Origin of the sequence: Paenibacillus glucanolyticus, from assembly GCF_037333485.1 — a bacterium.
Classification (GTDB): domain Bacteria; phylum Bacillota; class Bacilli; order Paenibacillales; family Paenibacillaceae; genus Paenibacillus_AQ; species Paenibacillus_AQ glucanolyticus.
The window spans coordinates 59172-77551 of record NZ_CP147845.1; the positions used below are offsets into that span (position 1 = coordinate 59172).

Annotated in this window: 19 protein-coding genes; 14 read left to right on the forward strand and 5 right to left on the reverse strand. The window is 50.3% G+C overall.

Annotated features, from left to right (window positions below; all coding sequences use genetic code 11):
* Positions 1-103 precede the first annotated feature (103 nt).
* From WDY75_RS00265 to WDY75_RS00295, 7 genes are all read left to right on the forward strand, one after another.
* On the forward strand, positions 104-784 hold the full coding sequence (locus tag WDY75_RS00265; protein ID WP_063478194.1) for a hypothetical protein: 681 nt from the start codon (positions 104-106) through the stop codon (positions 782-784).
* A gap of 272 nt (positions 785-1056) precedes the next feature.
* A complete protein-coding gene (locus WDY75_RS00270; protein WP_063478193.1) occupies positions 1057-2631 on the forward strand; it encodes a peptidoglycan DD-metalloendopeptidase family protein in 1575 nt (524 codons plus the stop codon).
* Positions 2632-3427: 796 nt separating this feature from the next.
* Entirely contained in the window at positions 3428-4159 is a 732-nt protein-coding gene (yycF, locus tag WDY75_RS00275; RefSeq protein ID WP_006207308.1) for a response regulator YycF, read from the forward strand.
* Between the two features lie 74 nt (positions 4160-4233).
* A complete protein-coding gene (gene walK / locus WDY75_RS00280) occupies positions 4234-5988 on the forward strand; it encodes a cell wall metabolism sensor histidine kinase WalK (RefSeq protein WP_409348343.1) in 1755 nt (584 codons plus the stop codon).
* The gene (locus WDY75_RS00285; RefSeq protein ID WP_063478191.1) at positions 5985-7262 is read left to right on the forward strand and encodes a YycH family regulatory protein; all 1278 of its coding nucleotides are present in this window, start codon (positions 5985-5987) and stop codon (positions 7260-7262) included. Before walK ends, WDY75_RS00285 begins: the two co-directional genes overlap by 4 nt.
* Positions 7263-7302: 40 nt before the next feature.
* Complete coding sequence (gene yycI / locus WDY75_RS00290) at positions 7303-8052, forward strand: two-component system regulatory protein YycI (protein WP_006207305.1); 750 nt, start codon at positions 7303-7305, stop codon at positions 8050-8052.
* 7 nt (positions 8053-8059) lie between these two features.
* On the forward strand, positions 8060-8863 hold the full coding sequence (locus tag WDY75_RS00295; protein WP_063478190.1) for an MBL fold metallo-hydrolase: 804 nt from the start codon (positions 8060-8062) through the stop codon (positions 8861-8863).
* Between the two features lie 118 nt (positions 8864-8981).
* Here the strand turns inward: WDY75_RS00295 and WDY75_RS00300 are convergent, their stop codons facing one another.
* Complete coding sequence (locus WDY75_RS00300; protein WP_173937127.1) at positions 8982-9245, reverse strand: alpha/beta-type small acid-soluble spore protein; 264 nt, start codon at positions 9243-9245, stop codon at positions 8982-8984.
* Between the two features lie 1098 nt (positions 9246-10343).
* Here WDY75_RS00300 and WDY75_RS00305 point away from each other — a divergent pair.
* From WDY75_RS00305 to WDY75_RS00320, 4 genes are all read left to right on the forward strand, one after another.
* Positions 10344-11714 carry a S1C family serine protease gene (locus WDY75_RS00305; protein WP_063478189.1) on the forward strand — a complete coding sequence of 457 codons (1371 nt, stop codon included), beginning with the start codon at positions 10344-10346 and terminating at the stop codon, positions 11712-11714.
* A 412-nt stretch (positions 11715-12126) separates the two neighbouring features.
* The gene (locus WDY75_RS00310; RefSeq protein ID WP_006207301.1) at positions 12127-12294 is read left to right on the forward strand and encodes a CxxH/CxxC protein; all 168 of its coding nucleotides are present in this window, start codon (positions 12127-12129) and stop codon (positions 12292-12294) included.
* Positions 12295-12415: 121 nt separating this feature from the next.
* Positions 12416-12862: a GNAT family N-acetyltransferase gene (locus WDY75_RS00315; RefSeq protein ID WP_006207300.1), complete on the forward strand. Its 447-nt coding sequence runs from the start codon at positions 12416-12418 to the stop codon at positions 12860-12862.
* Between the two features lie 190 nt (positions 12863-13052).
* Complete coding sequence (locus WDY75_RS00320) at positions 13053-14087, forward strand: GTPase (protein ID WP_063478188.1); 1035 nt, start codon at positions 13053-13055, stop codon at positions 14085-14087.
* Positions 14088-14158: 71 nt separating this feature from the next.
* Here the strand turns inward: WDY75_RS00320 and WDY75_RS00325 are convergent, their stop codons facing one another.
* The 3 genes from WDY75_RS00325 to WDY75_RS00335 all read right to left on the reverse strand — a co-directional run bounded on the left by WDY75_RS00325 (position 14159) and on the right by WDY75_RS00335 (position 15231).
* The gene (locus tag WDY75_RS00325; protein ID WP_036640466.1) at positions 14159-14449 is read right to left on the reverse strand and encodes a hypothetical protein; all 291 of its coding nucleotides are present in this window, start codon (positions 14447-14449) and stop codon (positions 14159-14161) included.
* Between the two features lie 111 nt (positions 14450-14560).
* Positions 14561-15004, reverse strand: a complete 444-nt coding sequence (locus tag WDY75_RS00330; protein ID WP_063478187.1) for a HEAT repeat domain-containing protein — start codon at positions 15002-15004, stop codon at positions 14561-14563.
* A 53-nt stretch (positions 15005-15057) separates the two neighbouring features.
* Positions 15058-15231, reverse strand: a complete 174-nt coding sequence (locus WDY75_RS00335; protein WP_006207297.1) for a DUF3934 family protein — start codon at positions 15229-15231, stop codon at positions 15058-15060.
* Between the two features lie 257 nt (positions 15232-15488).
* Here WDY75_RS00335 and WDY75_RS00340 point away from each other — a divergent pair, with 257 nt between their 5' ends.
* The 3 genes from WDY75_RS00340 to rlmH all read left to right on the forward strand — a co-directional run bounded on the left by WDY75_RS00340 (position 15489) and on the right by rlmH (position 18001).
* Positions 15489-16067, forward strand: a complete 579-nt coding sequence (locus WDY75_RS00340; protein WP_063478186.1) for a TetR/AcrR family transcriptional regulator — start codon at positions 15489-15491, stop codon at positions 16065-16067.
* 77 nt (positions 16068-16144) lie between these two features.
* Positions 16145-17269 carry a cytochrome P450 gene (locus WDY75_RS00345; protein WP_231887966.1) on the forward strand — a complete coding sequence of 375 codons (1125 nt, stop codon included), beginning with the start codon at positions 16145-16147 and terminating at the stop codon, positions 17267-17269.
* A gap of 252 nt (positions 17270-17521) precedes the next feature.
* Positions 17522-18001, forward strand: a complete 480-nt coding sequence (gene rlmH / locus WDY75_RS00350; RefSeq protein WP_063478184.1) for a 23S rRNA (pseudouridine(1915)-N(3))-methyltransferase RlmH — start codon at positions 17522-17524, stop codon at positions 17999-18001.
* A 3-nt stretch (positions 18002-18004) separates the two neighbouring features.
* Here the strand turns inward: rlmH and WDY75_RS00355 are convergent, their stop codons facing one another.
* A complete protein-coding gene (locus WDY75_RS00355) occupies positions 18005-18253 on the reverse strand; it encodes a hypothetical protein (protein WP_036640454.1) in 249 nt (82 codons plus the stop codon).
* Between the last annotated feature and the right edge of the window lie 127 nt (positions 18254-18380).

The window sequence follows — 18380 nt, forward strand, 5'->3', positions numbered from 1 at the left end:
AAAACGGTTGAAGCGATTCCGAGCCGTCAATACTGGAAAAAGAAAGCAAAAGCAATCATTGTCATGTCATTTCTGAGCATGCATGAGGAAGGAGGAGATACGGATGAATTGGATGAAATGGCTGCTAAAGGTCAGCCTTACCGCCATACTGGTGAGTACACTGACGATTGTGACAACGGGCATTGTGGTCAATGCTTATCTTCAATCGGTTCTTGCCAGTTTCAATATTCAACTGGAGACGGAGTCGGTGGGGGTTGGAGGCATTATGAAGACGATGCTGGGCATGGGTTCAGGCTCTATGCCAGATGGCAGCAGCGGGGACATTCCGAAGGCACAGGATCCCGCCGGTCAGGGTGCAGCATCTGATGATCTGACAGCAGGGGCAGGGGCAGATCAGAGCGGAGGGACAGAAGAGGACACCAAGGCGACTACAGGCTCATCGGGGGATTCGGACGAGCCGCCGGTTGATGATCAGGCACCGGAAGATTCTCTGCCCGTGATGGGGACCACTACGACGGAGTCCGATGATTCCTCCCTGGAGGATCAAGAGATCGTGATGTCTCCGACGGATATCGTGGATCGGAAAGAAAGTCTGTCGACAGCGGATAAGGAAGAGATTTTTACCATGCTGATGAATAAGCTGCCCCAATCCGAAATGCAGAAGATATCCGAGGCCATGGAGGATGGCCTGACGGCAGCGGAGCTTACGGAGATCGAAGAGGGCATATCCAAATATTTGAACCCGGAAGAATTCGATAAATTGATCTCGATGCTCAAAGAATAACGGTATGGCGGGTTTCAGACCCGGTTTGTCACTGTTTTGTCACTGACTGGCGAAAGTTGTATATTGGAAAAAATCAGGAAACCCGTGCTGCGCGCGGGTTTTTCGCTGTTTTCACAAACTTGAAATGATTGTAATGGCTATGTTAAAGTATACGAAGATCGAAAAGGTTAAAATTTTGATACCTTTTGACAGGTAGTGTCATATTCAATGCTAAGTCGGCAGGTTCAGATGAACAGAGTCTTACATATGAACAAGGCTTAAAGGAGAGAGACATGAAAGGTTCTAAGGGGAAACGGTGGATGAACAGCGTCTTGCGCAACCAGGCAGGCGAACATTCCGCCCACAACAACAACTCGAATAGCGGGTCCTCTGAGCCGTTGAGCCCACACAACCGGGGATGGAAATCACCGCGCAGATGGGTTTGGATATCGGCAGGGGCATTGCTCATAGCAGGATCGATATATACTGGCGGAAAAGCGTATGTGAACGCGAACACGATTCCGTTCTACCATGTGCTTGTAGATGGGAAGGCAGTTGGTACCATTCAAGATGATGCTCAGCTTGACCAGCTTCTGAAAGAGAAGCAGAAGGAATATCAGGAGGAGTATCCCGATGTTCTTATGGTACTTCATACTGAAGGTATCACAACCAAGGCGGACCGTTCCTATAAGCCAATCGTGAACAGCGAGGAAACCCTTGATAAGCTGGACGGCATGCTGAAGGCCTATGCCCGCGGCGTGGAGCTGAAGGTGAACGGAGAGACCGTGGCAATCGTGAAGGATCAGCAGACGGCACAAGCGGCCGTTGAGGCAGCGAAGCTGAAATTCGCTCCGGCTGCTGCCAAGAAGGAGCAGACGCAGAAGGTCGCCTTCACGAAGACCTCCGCATCGGCATCAAGCAAGAAGAACGATAACGGCAGCGGGCTCCAGTCGGTAGATATTAAAGAAAACATCTCGCTGGCCAACACGAAGGCCGATCCGAACAAGGTGCTGGACGTGGAAGAGGCGATGAAGGTGCTTACGGGCACCAAGGACAAGCCGGTGGTTTACACGGTAAAAGAGGGAGATACCATATCCTCGATTGCGCAGCAGTTCGGCATGAAGTCAGCTGACGTGATGGCATTGAATCCCCAACTGGAGGAGAAATACGTGCAGATCGGCGCCGAGCTGCAAGTGACGAAGCCGGAAGCGCCGCTTACTGTAAGAACGGTTGAGACGGTATCGGTGAAGCAGCCAAGCAAACCGGAAACGATTGTTCGCAAGAGCAGCGAACTTCCGCTTGGCAAGCGAAAAGTCGTCCGCCCTGGACGCGATGGTGTGAAAACGGTCGATTATATCGTAACCAAAGAGAACGGCAAGGTCATATCCAAGCAATGGACGGGTCAACAGGTGGTGCAGGAATCCCTGCCGGAAGTTGTGTACAAAGGCACCAAGGTGGCTCCTAAGAAAAAGACATCCACCGCAGCCATGAGCCAGAAATCCAGCGGCAGCATGTTTGCTTGGCCAGTGAGCGGAGCACGAATTACGAGTCCCTTCGGACATCGCTGGGGAAGAAGCCATGAGGGTGTGGATATGGTGGGAGGCAGTACCATTATGGCATCCGCCTCCGGAAGAGTTGTGTTTGCCGGTCAGCAGAGCGGCTATGGCAACGTCGTTATTGTCGATCATGGCAACGGATATCGTACCCTTTACGGTCATATGAGCAAGATTTCCGTTAGTAACGGACAATCGGTCGGACAAGGCTCCAAGCTGGGGGTCATGGGCAATACGGGCCGTTCTACGGGAACCCATCTGCATTTTGAAGTGCAAAAAAATGGAGTTGCCCAAAATCCGATGAATTATCTGTAGTTCTGTGTTATACTAGGGAAACCAATGCGACATAAGCCATTATTGGTTCATATATCATAATAGTGAAGATGGCCGCTCCTTAACGGGGGCGGTCATTTTTGCGTCTTGGCAGGTGGTGTGGGTGGAGGGGATGTGGGACAGAACGGGAAATATTTGCAGTGGTGTCGCAAGTGGTGTCCTTCTCCGTCGCTGTTGAATTCGGAAAATAGAAATGTGGCTTACGATGAAATTTTCCGAATTCAAAGGCGATCGCTCACGCTCTCCGAATGACCCCACTTGCTGCAGTCGAAGGTTTCCCTTATCTGTCGATCCATCCCCGCACCTTCCAGCCATGCTGCCGGAGCAAAGATGGCCGTCGCCTGAATCGGAGCGACCACTTAGGGGGGAGGGGATGTGGGACAGAACGGGAAATATTTGCAGTGGTGTCGCAAGTGGTGTCCTTCTCCGTCGCTGTTGAATTCGGAAAATAGAAATGTGGCTTACGATGAAATTTTCCGAATTCAAAGGCGATCGCTCACGCTCTCCGAATGACCCCACTTGCTGCAGTCGAAGGTTTCCCTTATCTGTCGATCCATCCCCGCACCTTTCAGCCATGCTGCCGGAGCAAAGATGGCCGTCGCCTGAATCGGGGCGGCCACTTAGCGCTGTGTGGGGGGGGAGAGGATGTGGGACAAAGCGGGAATTTGCTGCCGTTTACATTGAGATGGCTGCTCAGGAGCGGTGGGTGTGTAGCGGCGGCAGGTGTGGTAAAATGAAAAGAAGACCGTTTAAGTGAAGGTATGAGGTGAACAGGAAGATGCAGGGAACCATTCTGGTGGTGGATGATGAACAGCCCATCGCCGATATTTTAAAGTTTAACTTGGAAAAAGAGGGCTATGACGTCATCTGTGCTTTTGATGGCATTAGCGCCGTGGAGATTGCGCTCACGAAGCGGCCGGATTTAATGCTGCTTGATTTGATGCTGCCCGGTAAAGATGGAATGGATGTGTGCCGCGAGGTACGTGCCGCTAACCTGCAGATCCCGATCATCATGCTCACGGCAAAGGACGGAGAGATCGACAAGGTGCTTGGACTTGAGCTTGGCGCAGATGATTATGTGACGAAGCCGTTCAGCACGAGAGAAATACTGGCACGCGTGAAGGCGCAAATGCGCCGCCAGCAAAAGCCCGACAACTCAGCGGATAACACAGGCGGCACAAGTGCGGGTGGACAAGGCCTGCGGCTGTTCGAGCTGTTTATAGATACGGATATGTATATGGTATACAAGAGCGGGGAAGCGCTCGATCTGACGCACCGTGAATATGAATTGGTGTATTATTTGGCCCGGAATGCAGGCAAAGTGATGACGCGCGAACATTTGCTGCAGGCAGTATGGGGCTTTGAATACTTTGGCGATGTGCGGACCGTGGACGTTACCATCCGTCGACTGCGCGAGAAAATCGAAGAGAATCCTAGCAAGCCGGAATACATACTGACTCGGCGCGGACTAGGCTACCTGATGCGCAGCGCTAAAAACGGAGGCCTGTAATGAAGTGGCTGTCCTTCTTCCGCACCATTCAGGCGAAGGTCATCATCATTTATGTCCTTCTCATTCTGATCGCGATGCAGCTGATCGGGGTGTATTTTGTGAGTGCGATGAAGAACTCGCTGACCAGCAACTTCACGAAGGATTTGCAGGAGCGCGCCGAGCTGATGTCAGTGCTGGCAGCTAAGACCCTTGGCGGCGAGAATGATTCGGAAGAGGATTCGATCGACAGCCTGCGGACTATGGTGAACAATCTGTTCAATTTGAACGGAGCCGAGATTCAGGTGCTGGATTCCACGGGACGGGTTCTCACCACCTCGCTGCCTTCGCATGCAGACTACGTGAACACCAAGAATACACAAACGGTTGTCAGCCGGGCATTGCAGGGAATACAGGATAATGAGGAATATATTATCGATGATGATAATATCCGCAAGAAAGTGGTGGCCAAGCCGGTCATGTATAACGAGAAAATCGTCGGTGCCATCTACATTGTGGCCAGCATGAGCGAGCTGTACAGCACGATGCAGCGGATCAACAATATTTTTATATCGGGGATTCTGTTGGCGCTTGGCTTAACCGCGGTGCTTGGCGTCATTCTGTCGCATACGATTACCCATCCGATCAAGGAGCTGACCAAGCATGCCCGGGCCGTTGCGGACGGCCGGTTTACCGAGAAAACGCCGGTGTTCGGCAGCGATGAGATCGGCCAGCTCAGCCAGGCGTTCAACTATATGACCAGCCGTCTGCGCGAAGCCCTCTCGCAGAACGAAGAAGAGAAGGAGAAGCTTGCTTCGATTCTGACCAATATGAGTGACGGCGTTATCGCAACCGATGAAGCGGGACGTGTCATCCTGATGAACCGGCGCGCCGGGGAAATGTTGGGCGTGGAGGGGGAGGAGCTGGCAGGACATGATATCGTATCCCTGCTGGGCCTAGAGGAATCCGAATCGGAGGCGCTGGCGCGCAGTGAAGGGCATGATTCCAAGCTGCTGGAGATTGTGCCGCGCGAGGGCAGCGAGCCGTTCATGATGCGTGTGACTTTTACGCCGATTCACCGGCGGGAGATTGGTATTACAGGCACCATTGCCGTACTGCAGGACGTTACAGAGCAGGAGAAGCTGGAAGCGTCGCGGCGGGAGTTCGTGGCGAATGTATCCCATGAGCTGCGTACGCCGCTGACCACCATCAAGAGTTATACCGAGGCGCTGGAGGATGGGGCGCTGGAGGATAAACAGATGGGGCCGCGATTTGTCGGCGTCATCCAGAACGAGACCGGCCGGATGATCCGACTGGTAACGGACCTGCTGCACCTGTCACGGCTTGATTCCAAGGAGGCAGCTCTGCACAAGGAGCCGACGGACATTGTGGAGATGTTGGAGGATGTAGAGGATCGCTTCTCTTTCCAAATGAAGCAAAAGCATATCCGCACCATAATTGAGGTTAAACCAGGGGTATCCACAGCTATGCTGGACCGGGACGGCATCGATCAGGTTCTCGACAACCTGATCTCCAATGCCTTGAAATATACGCCAGACGGAGGCACTATCACCATGGATGCAAGCATTACGGAGGAAGGCATGCTGTCTTTATCCGTTAAGGATACCGGGATCGGTATTCCGAAGAAGGATCTGGACCGGATCTTTGAACGCTTCTACCGCGTAGATAAGGCCAGAACACGCAATTTAGGCGGAACGGGACTCGGTTTATCCATTGCCCGGGAAATTGTCAGAGCCCATGGAGGCTTTATTACCCTGCAATCAGAGCTTGAGAAGGGCACAACCGTGACCTTCACCCTGCCCTTGAACAACGAGGGGAGGGCGGTTATGTGAAGGAACGTATGAAGACCGTACTGCTGGTTGTGTTGGTCCTTGGCAGTCTGCTGCAAAGTTATGTTCTGATATTCCGTTTCCCGGGCAGCGATTCCGTTGTTCAATCCAAGGATTCCTATATCCGAACCGAGGAGATGGGACCGGAGGAGAAGCCGGAGAATCTGCTCTTTCCTGATAAAATGGTCATTCATCTGGGAGAAGACAAACATACGGTATTCTATTCGAACGATACGTTTTACAATCTCGTGTATAACCGGCTTAAGGGCCGGACCTTTGATAACTTTCAGCGCCGGATGGTCAGCAATATCGACTGGACCAAGGTTCGTTCGGAGAACCGGGGCATTGAGCTGAGCTTTGATTCGGGCATTCCGGTTACTCTGCTGCAGCGAGTAATGCAGATCGTGCCGGACACGCTGTTTGAAGGGGAAAGCATCAATAAAATATGGCTGTACAGTGTGGAAGGCGAAGCTAAGGTTCACGTCATGTTCTTCAGCACGGAGGGCGATGTCGTCTATGAAGCGGCGCAGGCTGATTTGACGGTACAGGACGTGGATCAACTGGTGGATTTCGGGCTGAGCTGGCCATCGTATAAGATGGTGGATGGGCGCTACTATATACCGGAGAAGGAACTGAATATGGTCAGTGTCGAACTGCCGATTGGCGAATATACGGTGGAGCAAATGCAGCGCAGCTTGTTCTTCGATCCTAGCATCACCCGCAACATTAGGGAAAAAGACGGCTCCGAGATTTATACGGACAGCAAGCGGAGCTTACAGGTTGACCAGGGGCAAAAATGGATCAGTTATACCGATCCGGCTGCGCCGCCATCCGGCGAGAGCAGTCCCGGAAAGGATGTACTGTCCGCTATTGATTTCGTGAATCAGCACGGCGGCTGGAACGGAACGTATCGACTGGGCAAAGCAGGCGAATCCGAGGACCGGACGCTGGTGAAATTCCAGCAGTACTATGGCGGATTTCCCATCCTGAATACACCGGGCTTCCAGTATGGGGTGATGGAACTGGATTTACAGCAGGGTACGGTCACATCCTATGAGCGTTCGCTGTTATATCTGGAGTCTGCCCCGTTGAAGAAGCAAATGGTAAAGCTGACAGGTGGCGAGGCACTGGAGACGAAGCTGAAGCCTTATGCTGAGGATAACTCCATCGCGAGTCTGGACCCTGCATATCTGCCAGTGCGAACGGAGGAAGACCTGCTGCTTAAGCCGGTATGGGCGGTCGAGCTTCAGAACGGGACAGTCATCACGCTTGAATAAGCGATAGCGTTCAACAATGAAGGAATAAGGAGGGAACATCATGGATTGGGGCCGTGCCAAAAATGTATTGATCTACGCGTTTTTGCTGCTGAATCTGGTGCTGGGCTATCAGCTCTGGATGGATTACCGTGAGCAGGTCGGCTCCAATCTCGATTTCACCTCGCTATCCGAGAGCACCCAGCAGGTGATGGAGGAGAATGGGATTCAATTACTGAGCCCGATTCCGACGGAGACGCCGCAGCTTCCTAAAATTAATTATATATACAGTGCAGAAGCGCAGGGCGAGCCGGTAGGGCTTGAGGAGCCGGTTGACACCAAGCTGGTGTATGCCGATGAGAAGGAATTGCGAAATGCCTTTGAAGGGAAGGTTGCCGATCTCGGAAACTATCGTCATGATCCGCAGTCAGACAAGGAGAACATATTCATATTCCGTCCGTTGGTGCAAAAGGAATGGCCGCTCTTTAATGTGGAACTGGAGTTCATTTATGAATCCCAGAAGATTCACGCCTACCGCGAACCGGTCTTTGAGATTATGCCAACCGATGATATGGAGGAGCAGAAGGTACTGTCCGCATCGAAGGCGCTTGAGACCCTCATTGAACGTAACTTTATACCGCCGGACACAGCGGTCAGAGAGATTCAGCTCGGTTATTATGGGCAGCTGTTTAATACGGAGGATCAATTGGCAGCGCCAACCTGGCGGTTTACGCTGGATCATGGCGAGATGATTTATGTACAGGGCATCAGCGGGGATGTCCTTACGCCAAAAAGCGATACGACAAAGGAGTAACAAGACTATGGGGATATCATTTTCCGTGCTGTCGAGCGGCTCAACGGGCAATGCGACCATTGTCCGCAATGAGGATACGACACTGCTGATTGATGCGGGATTGAGTGCACGGCGCATTGATGAGCTGCTGAAGGAACGCGAGATGATGGGGGAAGAAATCGACGGCATCCTGGTAACGCATGAGCATTCCGATCACATTCGGGGGCTTGGTGCGGTTGCCCGTAAATACAATCTTCCCATCTATGCGAATGAGAAGACGTGGGAAGCGATGACCAAGTCGCTGGGCAAGATTGCCGAAGAGAACCGGATTGTGCTGGAGAGTCATGAGGTCAAGGATTTTGGCACGCTGCGGGTGGAGCCTTTTGAAATATCCCATGACGCTGCGGCACCGGTCGGTTATTGCTTCTATGATGGCGATGAGAAGCTCGGCGTGGCTACAGATCTCGGTTATGTCAGCGATAAAGTGAAGAAAGCGCTGGATGGATCGGACGTGCTGGTGCTGGAGGCGAACCATGATATCGAGATGCTCCGGATGGGACGGTATCCATGGAATACCAAACGCCGGATTCTCGGCGACATGGGCCATTTGTCGAATATTTCGGCAGGTGATGCCCTGAGCGAGCTGCTGACGGGAGATACCAAACGGACATATCTTGCCCATCTTAGCCTTGATCATAACATGATGGAGCTGGCAAGAATGACCGTCCGTGATACGATGGAGGATCGCGGGTGCTTCTTCAAGGACAGTGAGTTTAAATTGTGTGACACGTATTCTGACCGTCCAACCCCTTGGGATAAGGTAAGCGAGTAAACGTAAAGCCATTATAGATTCATTATATAATCATTAGAAAAACAGCCCCACCGTCATATTTATTTATGACATGGAGCTGTTTTTGTTGTTATGGCCTATCCTGAGAACTTCGCCCGCGTTAACGCTTGCTGAGACTCTCCTGCGCCATGCGAACCATTTCCCGAACCATGGAACCGCCAATCGCACCGCCGACTTTTCCGGCCTGTTCCGTGGTCAGATCTCCGTTACTGCCGGGTTTAAGCGGTACCCCCAAAGACTTGGCGACCTCATATTTGACGTCTTGCTGACTCTGCGGGTCTACCTTGTAACCTTCATTCTGCATCACCTTGGTCATGAATTGCTGCATTTCGGGGCTCCGGTGCCGCCTTGATCTTCTTGCCATCCCATAACCCTCCTCACTGCTGTATGGTTTCCCCCTCATAACATTCCCCGTTGAGAACTTACAAATGAATGGATAACCTAACCATTTCAAATACTAGGGGGAGTTTGAGAGCTCCTTCTGGTTGTTAATAGGATCATTTCATAGACAAGACTCGGATAGGAGGCTAGCTGCTGGGAAATCGGAAGTATTTTTGCAATGGGAAGCTTATGAAGAATAAGTTGCCGGGAATCCAAATAGGAATGATGTGTAGGTCAACCGGAGCCTACTTCCTGGCCTGTCTGATTTGTATGGATTTGGCAGCTCTTGGCGATCTCCTTTGCCATATTCTTAACACATTTGTTCTGTATAGTTCTTGAAGGGGGAATGCACGATTGAGGGCTGAGACGTTCAGTGTCTGAGGGATGTCGAAAGAATGGAACATGGAATAATATCCTTGAAAATGGAACCTCTTGGTTGTCTCTCACGTATAGAAGGGTATCGTGTTAACCCGTGATTGTTGTTGTTCTGTAATGAAGAATTACGCTGTGTACAGACTTTTGGAATTGCCATCAATTTGGCATTTGTTTTTACAAAAGAAAGCTGACGTGAACCTCTGTTCGTGTGGTACAATAGGAGCACTAGAAGGCTGGATGCTTCTGTCAGAACCCGCATCGAACAAGACATCAGGGCCTCTGTATGGTATAGATCGAGCTGGTCCAGGTATTCCCAGTTTTTTTTACGAAAAACAGATGTTTCGCGCTTAAGCCGCCCTGTTTGTGGTAATAGAAAGATACAGGGTTTTTTTTGAACTGTCGGGTGGCAATACATACCTTTTATGGAACTAGATTTCAGCCGAAAGAGCCGGAATATTCGCTAAAGAGCCATATTTCGATAAAAGTTCAAAGAGAGGGTTCAAAAATGCAACTTTTTGAGCCGCTAAAGAGTTAATACAATAGAGAGATATTTAACAGGTGGCACGCTGCCGATTCATAGAAAGCTAGATACACTCGGTGCAGGGCGGTTGTTATGACGACAAGATGATTAAGTCGGTAATGGCGGAAGGTCTGAAGCTGGTAAAGTATCTTGACGTGTAGCAGCCAAGGGGAGAGAGGGATCGCAATGGGATTGTTTGACGATGATTTCTATTCAACTAAAATTTCCAGACAGAGCAAAAATACCAGCGAGGACCCATCTGAGCGAAAAACGAAGTGGCGGACTTCCCGCCGTAAAAAGAGTTTATCCACATTTCAGATATCCGCGATCAGCTCCGTATGCAGCGCATTGATTGCAGTCATGCTGTTCAGCTTCCTTACAGGACATCCTGCGACTTCGTCGCCCATGACCTTAATTAACGGCAGTCACCAGCTGTCCACGTCCGATGGCGATCCATACGAACGAATTATCAGCGCTGCTCAGAAGGTTCGGCCTGCCGTAGTCAGCGTACTGACACATAAAGAGACCATCCTTCCCGAAGAGGAAGGCCTTGAGGGAGAGGGTCTGGAAGAGGAGTCCGCTGTTCCACCGGAACAAGAAGGAGACTTTGAGCTTCCGGAAGGGTTCGATTTCGGGGAAGATTTTGACTTTGGCAATGATTTCGGGGGCTCGCAAGAGGATGCCTTGGGCTCCGGCGTTATCTTTAAGAAACTGGAAGGCAAAGCCTTCGTTATTACCAATAACCATGTGGTTGAAGGAGCCGATTCCCTGGAGGTTGTATTGGTAGGCGGGGAGAAGAGGAAGGCAACCTTGGTCGGCACAGACAACGTCAGCGATATCGCAGTTCTGTCCATTGATAGTAAAGGTATCGGCGAGGTCGCAGAATTTGGCGATTCCTCCAAGCTTCGTCTAGGCGAAACGGTCATTGCCATCGGCAACCCGCTTGGTCTTGGCGATACACTCACTTCCGGCATCGTCAGTTACACGAACCGTATTATTCCGGTGTCACTGAATCAGGATGGCATCTACGATTGGGAACAGGAGGTCATCCAGACTGATGCCGCTATTAACGAAGGCAACAGCGGCGGTGCGCTGGTGGATCTGAACGGCAAAGTCATTGGCATCAACACGATGAAGATTGCTGACACCGGCGTAGAAGGACTCGGGTTTGCAATTCCGGTCAATGAGATTACGGAGGTTGTGACCGAGTTGATGCTGAAGGGCCACATTGCGCGTCCATATCTGGGCGTCTACACGGTGGATCTAAGTAATCCGTATGCTCCGCTCAGCAAGAAGGAGAAGGAGAATCTCAAGCTGCCGAAGACGGTAACCGAAGGCGTGGTTGTACTGGATGCGCTTGGTCCTGCGCTGGATGCCGGTATGCAGTTGAATGACGTCATCATCAAGCTTGACGGCAAACCGATCACGACGACGCTGGAGCTTCGCAAGCACCTCTATCGTAACACGAAGGTAGGCAGTGACCTGAATGTGGCCTTCTATCGCGACGGCAAGCTGCAGTCGCTGAAGGTGAAGCTGGAAGAGAAGCCTGGAGAATAATACGGGCAGTTCTGAAGAATACGGAATCAGGCCCTTGAAGATTTTTTTGTGCCACGTGATCGTTCGTTGTTTAATGCAGCAAGTAACGGGTATATATTATCGTTAGTGTTGAATAGAATCCAATATAGAGAGATTTGAAAAAGGTTAGATTAGAGCCGATGAACGGCCGCGAAAAAAGAGCGTGATCCACGCTCTTTTTTTCATTTACCTGAAAGAGATGTAGAGAGCGAAGGACAAGTCCTGTGAAATCCATGGATGTGGAGGAAGCTTTTGCGGATTGAAATAAAGAGGGAATAGCCATTTGCGGCAAAAAGATTTCTTTTTGTCGTAGAGTGTGGTAGAACAGAAGAGTGGCTACACTTGATTGATGATAAAACACAACATGAGGCGAATGATAGAAAGGATGCATAGAATGTACGTCGTATGCAAGGAACATGTGGAACTAGCGATCGAAAATTTCGTGGATGAATATGAGGATGCCCCGGATATTGTTGATCTGAAGGAGACCGAGTTTTCGGACTGGGACCCACCGGTGAAGTGCGCGGAGTGCGAGAAGCATGCTGAGTTTTTAGTTGTGTAACTTTTGAACATTTGACTTGAATAGATGATACCGATGAGAAAGCGTGATGAATTCACGCTTTTTTTGTTAGAATCGATGGGATTATGGTTTCGCTAAGAGCTTGGGAATGGAGGGGACGTCGATGATACAGAGGAGCATCCGAGGCATCCGAGTGACGGATTATACCGATATCTATCTCCTGAACGTGGAGTTTAACCCGAATCTGCATGCGTTCTCGGAAGATAAAGTCAAAGAGAAAATCGAGACCCTCATCCACCATACGAACGATGTGGTTCTGCTATGTGAATCTGATGATGAGGTTATAGGCTACATTCATGGAAGTCCTTATGAGCTGTTGTTCTCAGAATCTTTAATCAATGTGTTAGGTTTTGTCGTAAAGGAGAGGTACCGGAATCAAGGGACGGGAAGTCTGTTGATCGAGAGTCTGGAGCAGTGGTCCCAGAGCCGCGGTTATTCCGGCATCAAGCTGCTGTCACATCCGAGCCGTGTGCAGGCTCACAGATTTTATGAAAGACGGGGCTACAAGTTTACCAAGGATCAGAAAAACTTTATAAAAAAGTTTGAATAAACTCATGCTATCGTACAGGGACTGCCTTTTCAGCGAGGGGTTGAAGAGGTAATAAAGAGTATGCCTGCATTCCGAACGTACTTGTCAGATGGAGTCATAGGCTTCGATGTACAGACTGTCAATAGTGTATGATGGGTCTATAGATGGAATGTGGCGCGGTAAATACCTATCGTGAATGGAGACGATCACTGTGGATGACTACGGGAAATCATGGGAGAATGAAATCAGGCGGGCCGCAGATGAGGCCTACGATAAGGAAATGGATGCAATCAATCAACAGCTGAAGCAAGAAATCCTCATTGCGCTCATTGGCGATGTGAATACCGGGAAGTCTTCCACCATGAACCGTATCGTCGGTGAAGAGGTGGCAGGCGTAGGGGCTGAGCCGGGAGAGACAACCGAGATTAAACCGCACAAGTACAAAGAGCACATTTATTTTATTGACACACCCGGATTGAATGACGTAAATACGGCCAATTCGGATGTGACCTTGAATTATTATAAACAGGCGGATATCGTACTGTTCTTCCTGAACGCAGCGGGTACCGTCTTCTCCGAGGTGGAGAAAAAGTCCTTTGAGAAGATTCAGAGTATCAACTCAAATATTTTGATTGTGCTGAACAAAATCGATGCCGCAGATGAAATCGACCGGCTGGTGGCGCGCATCAAGAAGGAGACCGGGGGGCGCTACGTTGTTGCGCCGGTATCCTCACGGACGGGTGAGAACATCGACCAGCTGCGGAGCAGCATTCTGGAGCTGCTTAAAAAAAAGTCTAAAGACATTCTCTTTGCCAAAAGTATCAAAGAGAAGTCTGCGACAGCCAATGCCTGGATCATTGGAGCCTCCGTCTCCGCAGGGGCGGTAGGCGCATCGCCTATTCCGGGCTCGGATATCATTCCGATTACCGGCATTCAGGTGAGCCTGCTGACGCGGCTGGCGGTGCTGTACAATAAGCCGATCAGCAAGGAGACAGCGAAGGAGCTGGTCATTGCCACGATATTCGGGAATATCGGCAAGAGTATTTTTCGGCAGATCGTGAAGGTGTTTCCGGGAGCGGGATCTGTCGCCGGAGCGACGGTTGCGGGCGCAACTACGCTGGCACTGGGGTATGCGGTGAAATATGCCTATGAGCACAATATCGAGATCAATACGGCGAATATTACGAAGCTTTACAAGAAGTTCAGGGATAAAGCGGAGTCTGAATCCAAGAGCGAGTCCAAGTAATCTGATGGAATAGAAAAAGGGGCCATCGGCCCCTTGATCGCAGCTGCTTACGGCAGCCGATACTTCCTTATTTACTTTACCGCAGCATGATCGGATTTTGCCTGCTCCAGCATCGATTTCCAATCCGGGAAATCCGTTTCTCTTGAAACATGCCGGTCAAACAGTTCATCTGGAATGTTATCGATATCTTCGTGAGTTTCCACCTGGAAGTTACCCTTTATCAGAAATTCCCCAAAGCTGCCGTGCGATGAATGTTTACGCATAAACGCTTCATTGAACAGCTTTTCCAGAGAAATGTTATCCGGATCCTCCTGTACCGACTTTTGTCCTTGCAGCTCCTTCAACAGATCGTCAAACGACATAGGCTTTTGCTTTCTCAGAGTACCACTCCTAAAACTTTTATTTGTTTTCAGTATAACATATCAGAAATATCTCATACGCATAACCGATTGGGCAGGGGCTTTTCAGTCAAGTTATCTTTTCAATAATGAAGACCATGTCTGCTCAAGCCAGGCATCAAAGTCAGCGCCCTTGTCACCTTCGTACGTATCGTAGAGGTCGATTCTCATCTTTTTCAACTTCTCTTTGAACTCTTCATACGTATGGTCGCGGGGCAGGCTTTTCTTGATGCGCAGCAGTACCTTCGTAGCGTCCTTTATCAGTTCGCCCTTCTGTCGTACCGGCATTTGCACATCTTCGCCAAAAGCCAGCAGTTTATGATAAGCAGCCTCCCGCACTTGATAAACCGCATCCGTATTCAGTCTATGCTTGAGGATGTCGATGGATTTCTGATTTTTCCAATTTCCTAATTCTTCTACCGCATCCAAACGTTCTCTCCAATTGGCGTTCCGGTTGGCAGAGCTCTTCAGCTCCTCGTAATTCTCGGGCATATCCGTTATTACTTCTTGATTGTCCAATCATTTCATCTCCTCAACATGTTGTATCAGGTGGATCTGTACCATATGTTTAATTATGGGGTATCTTTATGGTTTCCGGCGTCGGCTGTACCGTTCGCCTGCTTGGCCCCTTTACTGGTATAAGGTTTGGGTTTACTCTTGGCTCTTCGAGCGCTTGCATCCCACCGGCTCCAGCCCTTCTTGCCCGTGCCTCTGCCTGTTCCGCCCTTGCCTTTGGATTTACTCAACAAATCACTCCGTTATGGTTTAGTCTTGTCCATATATGCTGATTGTTTACCAGCACTGTTGAAATATACACTGTATTTGCCCATATGTATAGGATACCACGGAATTTAGCATAAGAATCGGATTTTATTGGTAGTTTTCATCAGAAGTCATGTTAGAAGTTGACTAATTTCTTTCGGCATGCTATTTTATTTTTGAACTGACCAGTCAGAATAAGAATGATGAATCGAAAATTAGCCGTGAAAGGGCAGATCCGATTGTGAGTAAAGATAAAATTATCCAAGCAGCCATTGAAGTATTCTCCGAGAACGGATACCACCGTGCAAGCATGGATGAAATTGCCGCCCGGGCACAGGTTGCCAAGGGGACCCTCTATTACAACTTCCCGGGCAAATCGCAGCTGTTCAAGACGGTTGTGAAGCAGGGCATCGAAGATATTATGCAGCGGACCGAGGCTGAACTGAACTCGCCTCTGCCTATGAAAGAGAAGATCGAGCGTGTGATCCGCGATCATCTGGACTTGTTTCTGGAATCCCGCCATTTTTCCCACATCGTGTTTAACGAGATTTCTAACGGAATCGAGCAGGATGTTCTGGATGAGCTGAAGGAGCTGAAGCGGAAATATTTAAGCTTCTTGGCAAGCATCATTGAGGAGGGTCAGTGTGAAGAGAACCTGTGCCGAGCCGTCGATGCCAATCTAGCGGCTGCCAGCATTGTTGGTACGCTGGAGAGCACCTGTAATTATTACCTGAACCATCAGGATGCGTATTCCCGCGATGATCTAGAGCAGTTTGCGTTCACGATGATTACCCAAGGCCTGTTTATATCGTTTGAATAAGCGAGGCCTTCTTTTTTTGAGCATGTACAACTGACCAGTCAGTACAAAATTTACGAAAGAAAGCGACGGTGTTGATCATGGATTGGAATACAAACGGTTTACTGGCATTGGACTGGTTCAAACAAATGCGAATGGACTCCCCGATAGCGGCAGTTGAGGGGGATAGAGCCTGGAATGTTTTCAAATACGAGGATGTCAAAGCCGTGTTTACAAATTATGAAGTATTCTCATCCCAAGGCTCGTCTTCTACCGATGATCCCATTGAATCCAGTGTTCTGCGGCAGGACCCGCCGAAGCACCGTCAGCTGCGCAAGCTGGTGTCTCATGCGTTCACGCCGCGCATGATTGAATCGCTTGCTCCCAAGATTCAGGAGATTACGACTTCTCTGCTGGATGAAGCCGAGAAGAAGGGAGCGGTGGATATCGTTGAAGATCTCGCAAGCCCGCTTCCGATTACGGTAATCGCGGAGATTCTTGGGGTATCGATGGAGTATCGGGAACGCTTCAAGGCATGGTCGGACGCTCTGGTGGGCAACAATTCGGATGCCTATTATCAGTGTCAGCAAGAGATGAGTGAGTATTTCTCCGAGATTGCCGAGGACCGCCGCCGGCATCCGCAGGATGACCTGATCACGAAGCTGGTGGAGGCGCGCATTGATAATGAGCATCTGACCGATCTGGAGATTATCGGGTTCTGTATTCTCCTACTCGTAGCCGGTAATGAAACGACAACCAATCTGATCTCATCAGCGGTACTCGCCTTTGAGAGCCTGCCGGAGGTTCGTGCGGAGGTGCTTGCAGACCCCTCGCTGCTTCCGGGGGCATTAGAGGAAGTGTTCCGCTACTTCTCGCCTGTTCAGTTAATGTTCCGCAGTGTGAAGCAGGATACGGTGCTTCGGGGGCAGGAGCTGAAGCAGGGCCAATTCGTCTACATCTGGATGGCCTCTGCCAATCATGATGAGGATGTGTTCGAGAAGCCGGACGTCTTCAACATTCACCGGAATCCGAATCCACATCTTGGGCTGGGAAGCGGCATTCATTACTGCATGGGCTCCCAGTTAGCCCGTATGGAGTCCCGAATTGCCCTTCAGACTCTGCTGGACCGTTATCCCGCATACCGCCGGGACCGCTCCGTTGAGCTGGGACGGATGGACAGCACGATGATGTTCGCGCTGAAAGAGCTGCCGATCATTTTGAAATAGATAGCAAGCGAAGAGTCGATCTCGGAGGAGAGCGGCTCTTTTTTAATGGTGATGTCATTGATCAAATAACGGTTGAACATGCATAGAAGCAATTGAAATGGCAATGCCCATAAGTTAAATGTTATGGCGGTCTCCTGTCGATTAGAAATTGAGGGAGGGGCTGTAGGAATGCGGAAGGTATGACCTTTAACTGGGGGCGCTACCATGTTAGAATGAACGTCATAACAGCAGAGATTAAGGAGCGAAAGCGCCATGAATATACAGATGATATGCGTAGGCAAGTTGAAGGAGAAGTACCTGGTGCAGGGCATTGCGGAGTACAGCAAGCGCCTTGCGCCTTACGTGCGCCTCTTTGTGCATGAGGTGCCCGATGAGAAGGCGCCGGAGAACATGAGCGAAGCGGAGATGCGGCAAGTGCAGGAGAAGGAGGGCGTGGGCATCCTCGGCCACATCAAGCCGGACACCCACGTCATCGCCCTTGCGATCGGCGGCCAGCTGTGGTCCAGCGAGGAGCTGGCAGCCCATATCGACAAGCTGGGCACGTATGGCACCAGCAGCGTAGCTTTTGTCATCGGGGGCTCTAACGGCCTCTCCGAGGACGTATTAAAGCGCGCCCAGACGAAGCTCAGCTTCGGGCGCATGACCCTGCCGCACCAGCTGATGCGGCTGGTGCTGGTGGAGCAGGTGTACCGCGCGGTGAAGATTAATCGGGGGGAACCGTATCATAAATGACGGCTAAAAATTGGGTTCTTTACTGCCGTCTTCGCGGCTTAGCCTGAAGTTGCCGAGGTCGCGAACGTTGTCTCCCGCTTTGAGAACGACGATGTAGCCCTGCGCGCCTAAGCAAAAATCGATTTCAAATTCGTCTTCCAGTTCAACACTTAGTTGGTTGAAGTAATCCTCGACCTGATCGAGGAGTGCCGCCGGAAGCGCCCCAACCCGGTGCAGCATGACAAGGTCCCGCTTAGTTTTGATGATTTTCAATCTATTTACCTCCTGAAAAAGAAAATGACCCCTCGAAAAGGGGGCTTGGTACTAGGTCACGAATATTATATATGTATCAAAAATTGCTTGAACCGGTTTTAAGCTAACTGGCAGATTAGCGAAAAAG

Bases quoted from the DNA above. Each gene is read 5' to 3' on its own strand.
- yycF (WP_006207308.1), top strand. From the start codon at position 3,428: ATGCAGGGAACCATTCTGGTGGTGGATGATGAACAGCCCATCGCCGAT.
- WDY75_RS00300 (WP_173937127.1), bottom strand. From the start codon at position 9,245: ATGGCAAGAAGATCAAGGCGGCACCGGAGCCCCGAAATGCAGCAATTC.
- WDY75_RS00270 (WP_063478193.1), top strand. From the start codon at position 1,057: ATGAAAGGTTCTAAGGGGAAACGGTGGATGAACAGCGTCTTGCGCAAC.
- WDY75_RS00315 (WP_006207300.1), top strand. From the start codon at position 12,416: ATGATACAGAGGAGCATCCGAGGCATCCGAGTGACGGATTATACCGAT.
- WDY75_RS00295 (WP_063478190.1), top strand. From the start codon at position 8,060: ATGGGGATATCATTTTCCGTGCTGTCGAGCGGCTCAACGGGCAATGCG.
- yycI (WP_006207305.1), top strand. From the start codon at position 7,303: ATGGATTGGGGCCGTGCCAAAAATGTATTGATCTACGCGTTTTTGCTG.
- rlmH (WP_063478184.1), top strand. From the start codon at position 17,522: ATGAATATACAGATGATATGCGTAGGCAAGTTGAAGGAGAAGTACCTG.
- walK (WP_409348343.1), top strand. From the start codon at position 4,234: ATGCAGCTGATCGGGGTGTATTTTGTGAGTGCGATGAAGAACTCGCTG.
- WDY75_RS00265 (WP_063478194.1), top strand. From the start codon at position 104: ATGAATTGGATGAAATGGCTGCTAAAGGTCAGCCTTACCGCCATACTG.
- WDY75_RS00345 (WP_231887966.1), top strand. From the start codon at position 16,145: ATGGATTGGAATACAAACGGTTTACTGGCATTGGACTGGTTCAAACAA.
- WDY75_RS00325 (WP_036640466.1), bottom strand. From the start codon at position 14,449: ATGTCGTTTGACGATCTGTTGAAGGAGCTGCAAGGACAAAAGTCGGTA.
- WDY75_RS00305 (WP_063478189.1), top strand. From the start codon at position 10,344: ATGGGATTGTTTGACGATGATTTCTATTCAACTAAAATTTCCAGACAG.
- WDY75_RS00310 (WP_006207301.1), top strand. From the start codon at position 12,127: ATGTACGTCGTATGCAAGGAACATGTGGAACTAGCGATCGAAAATTTC.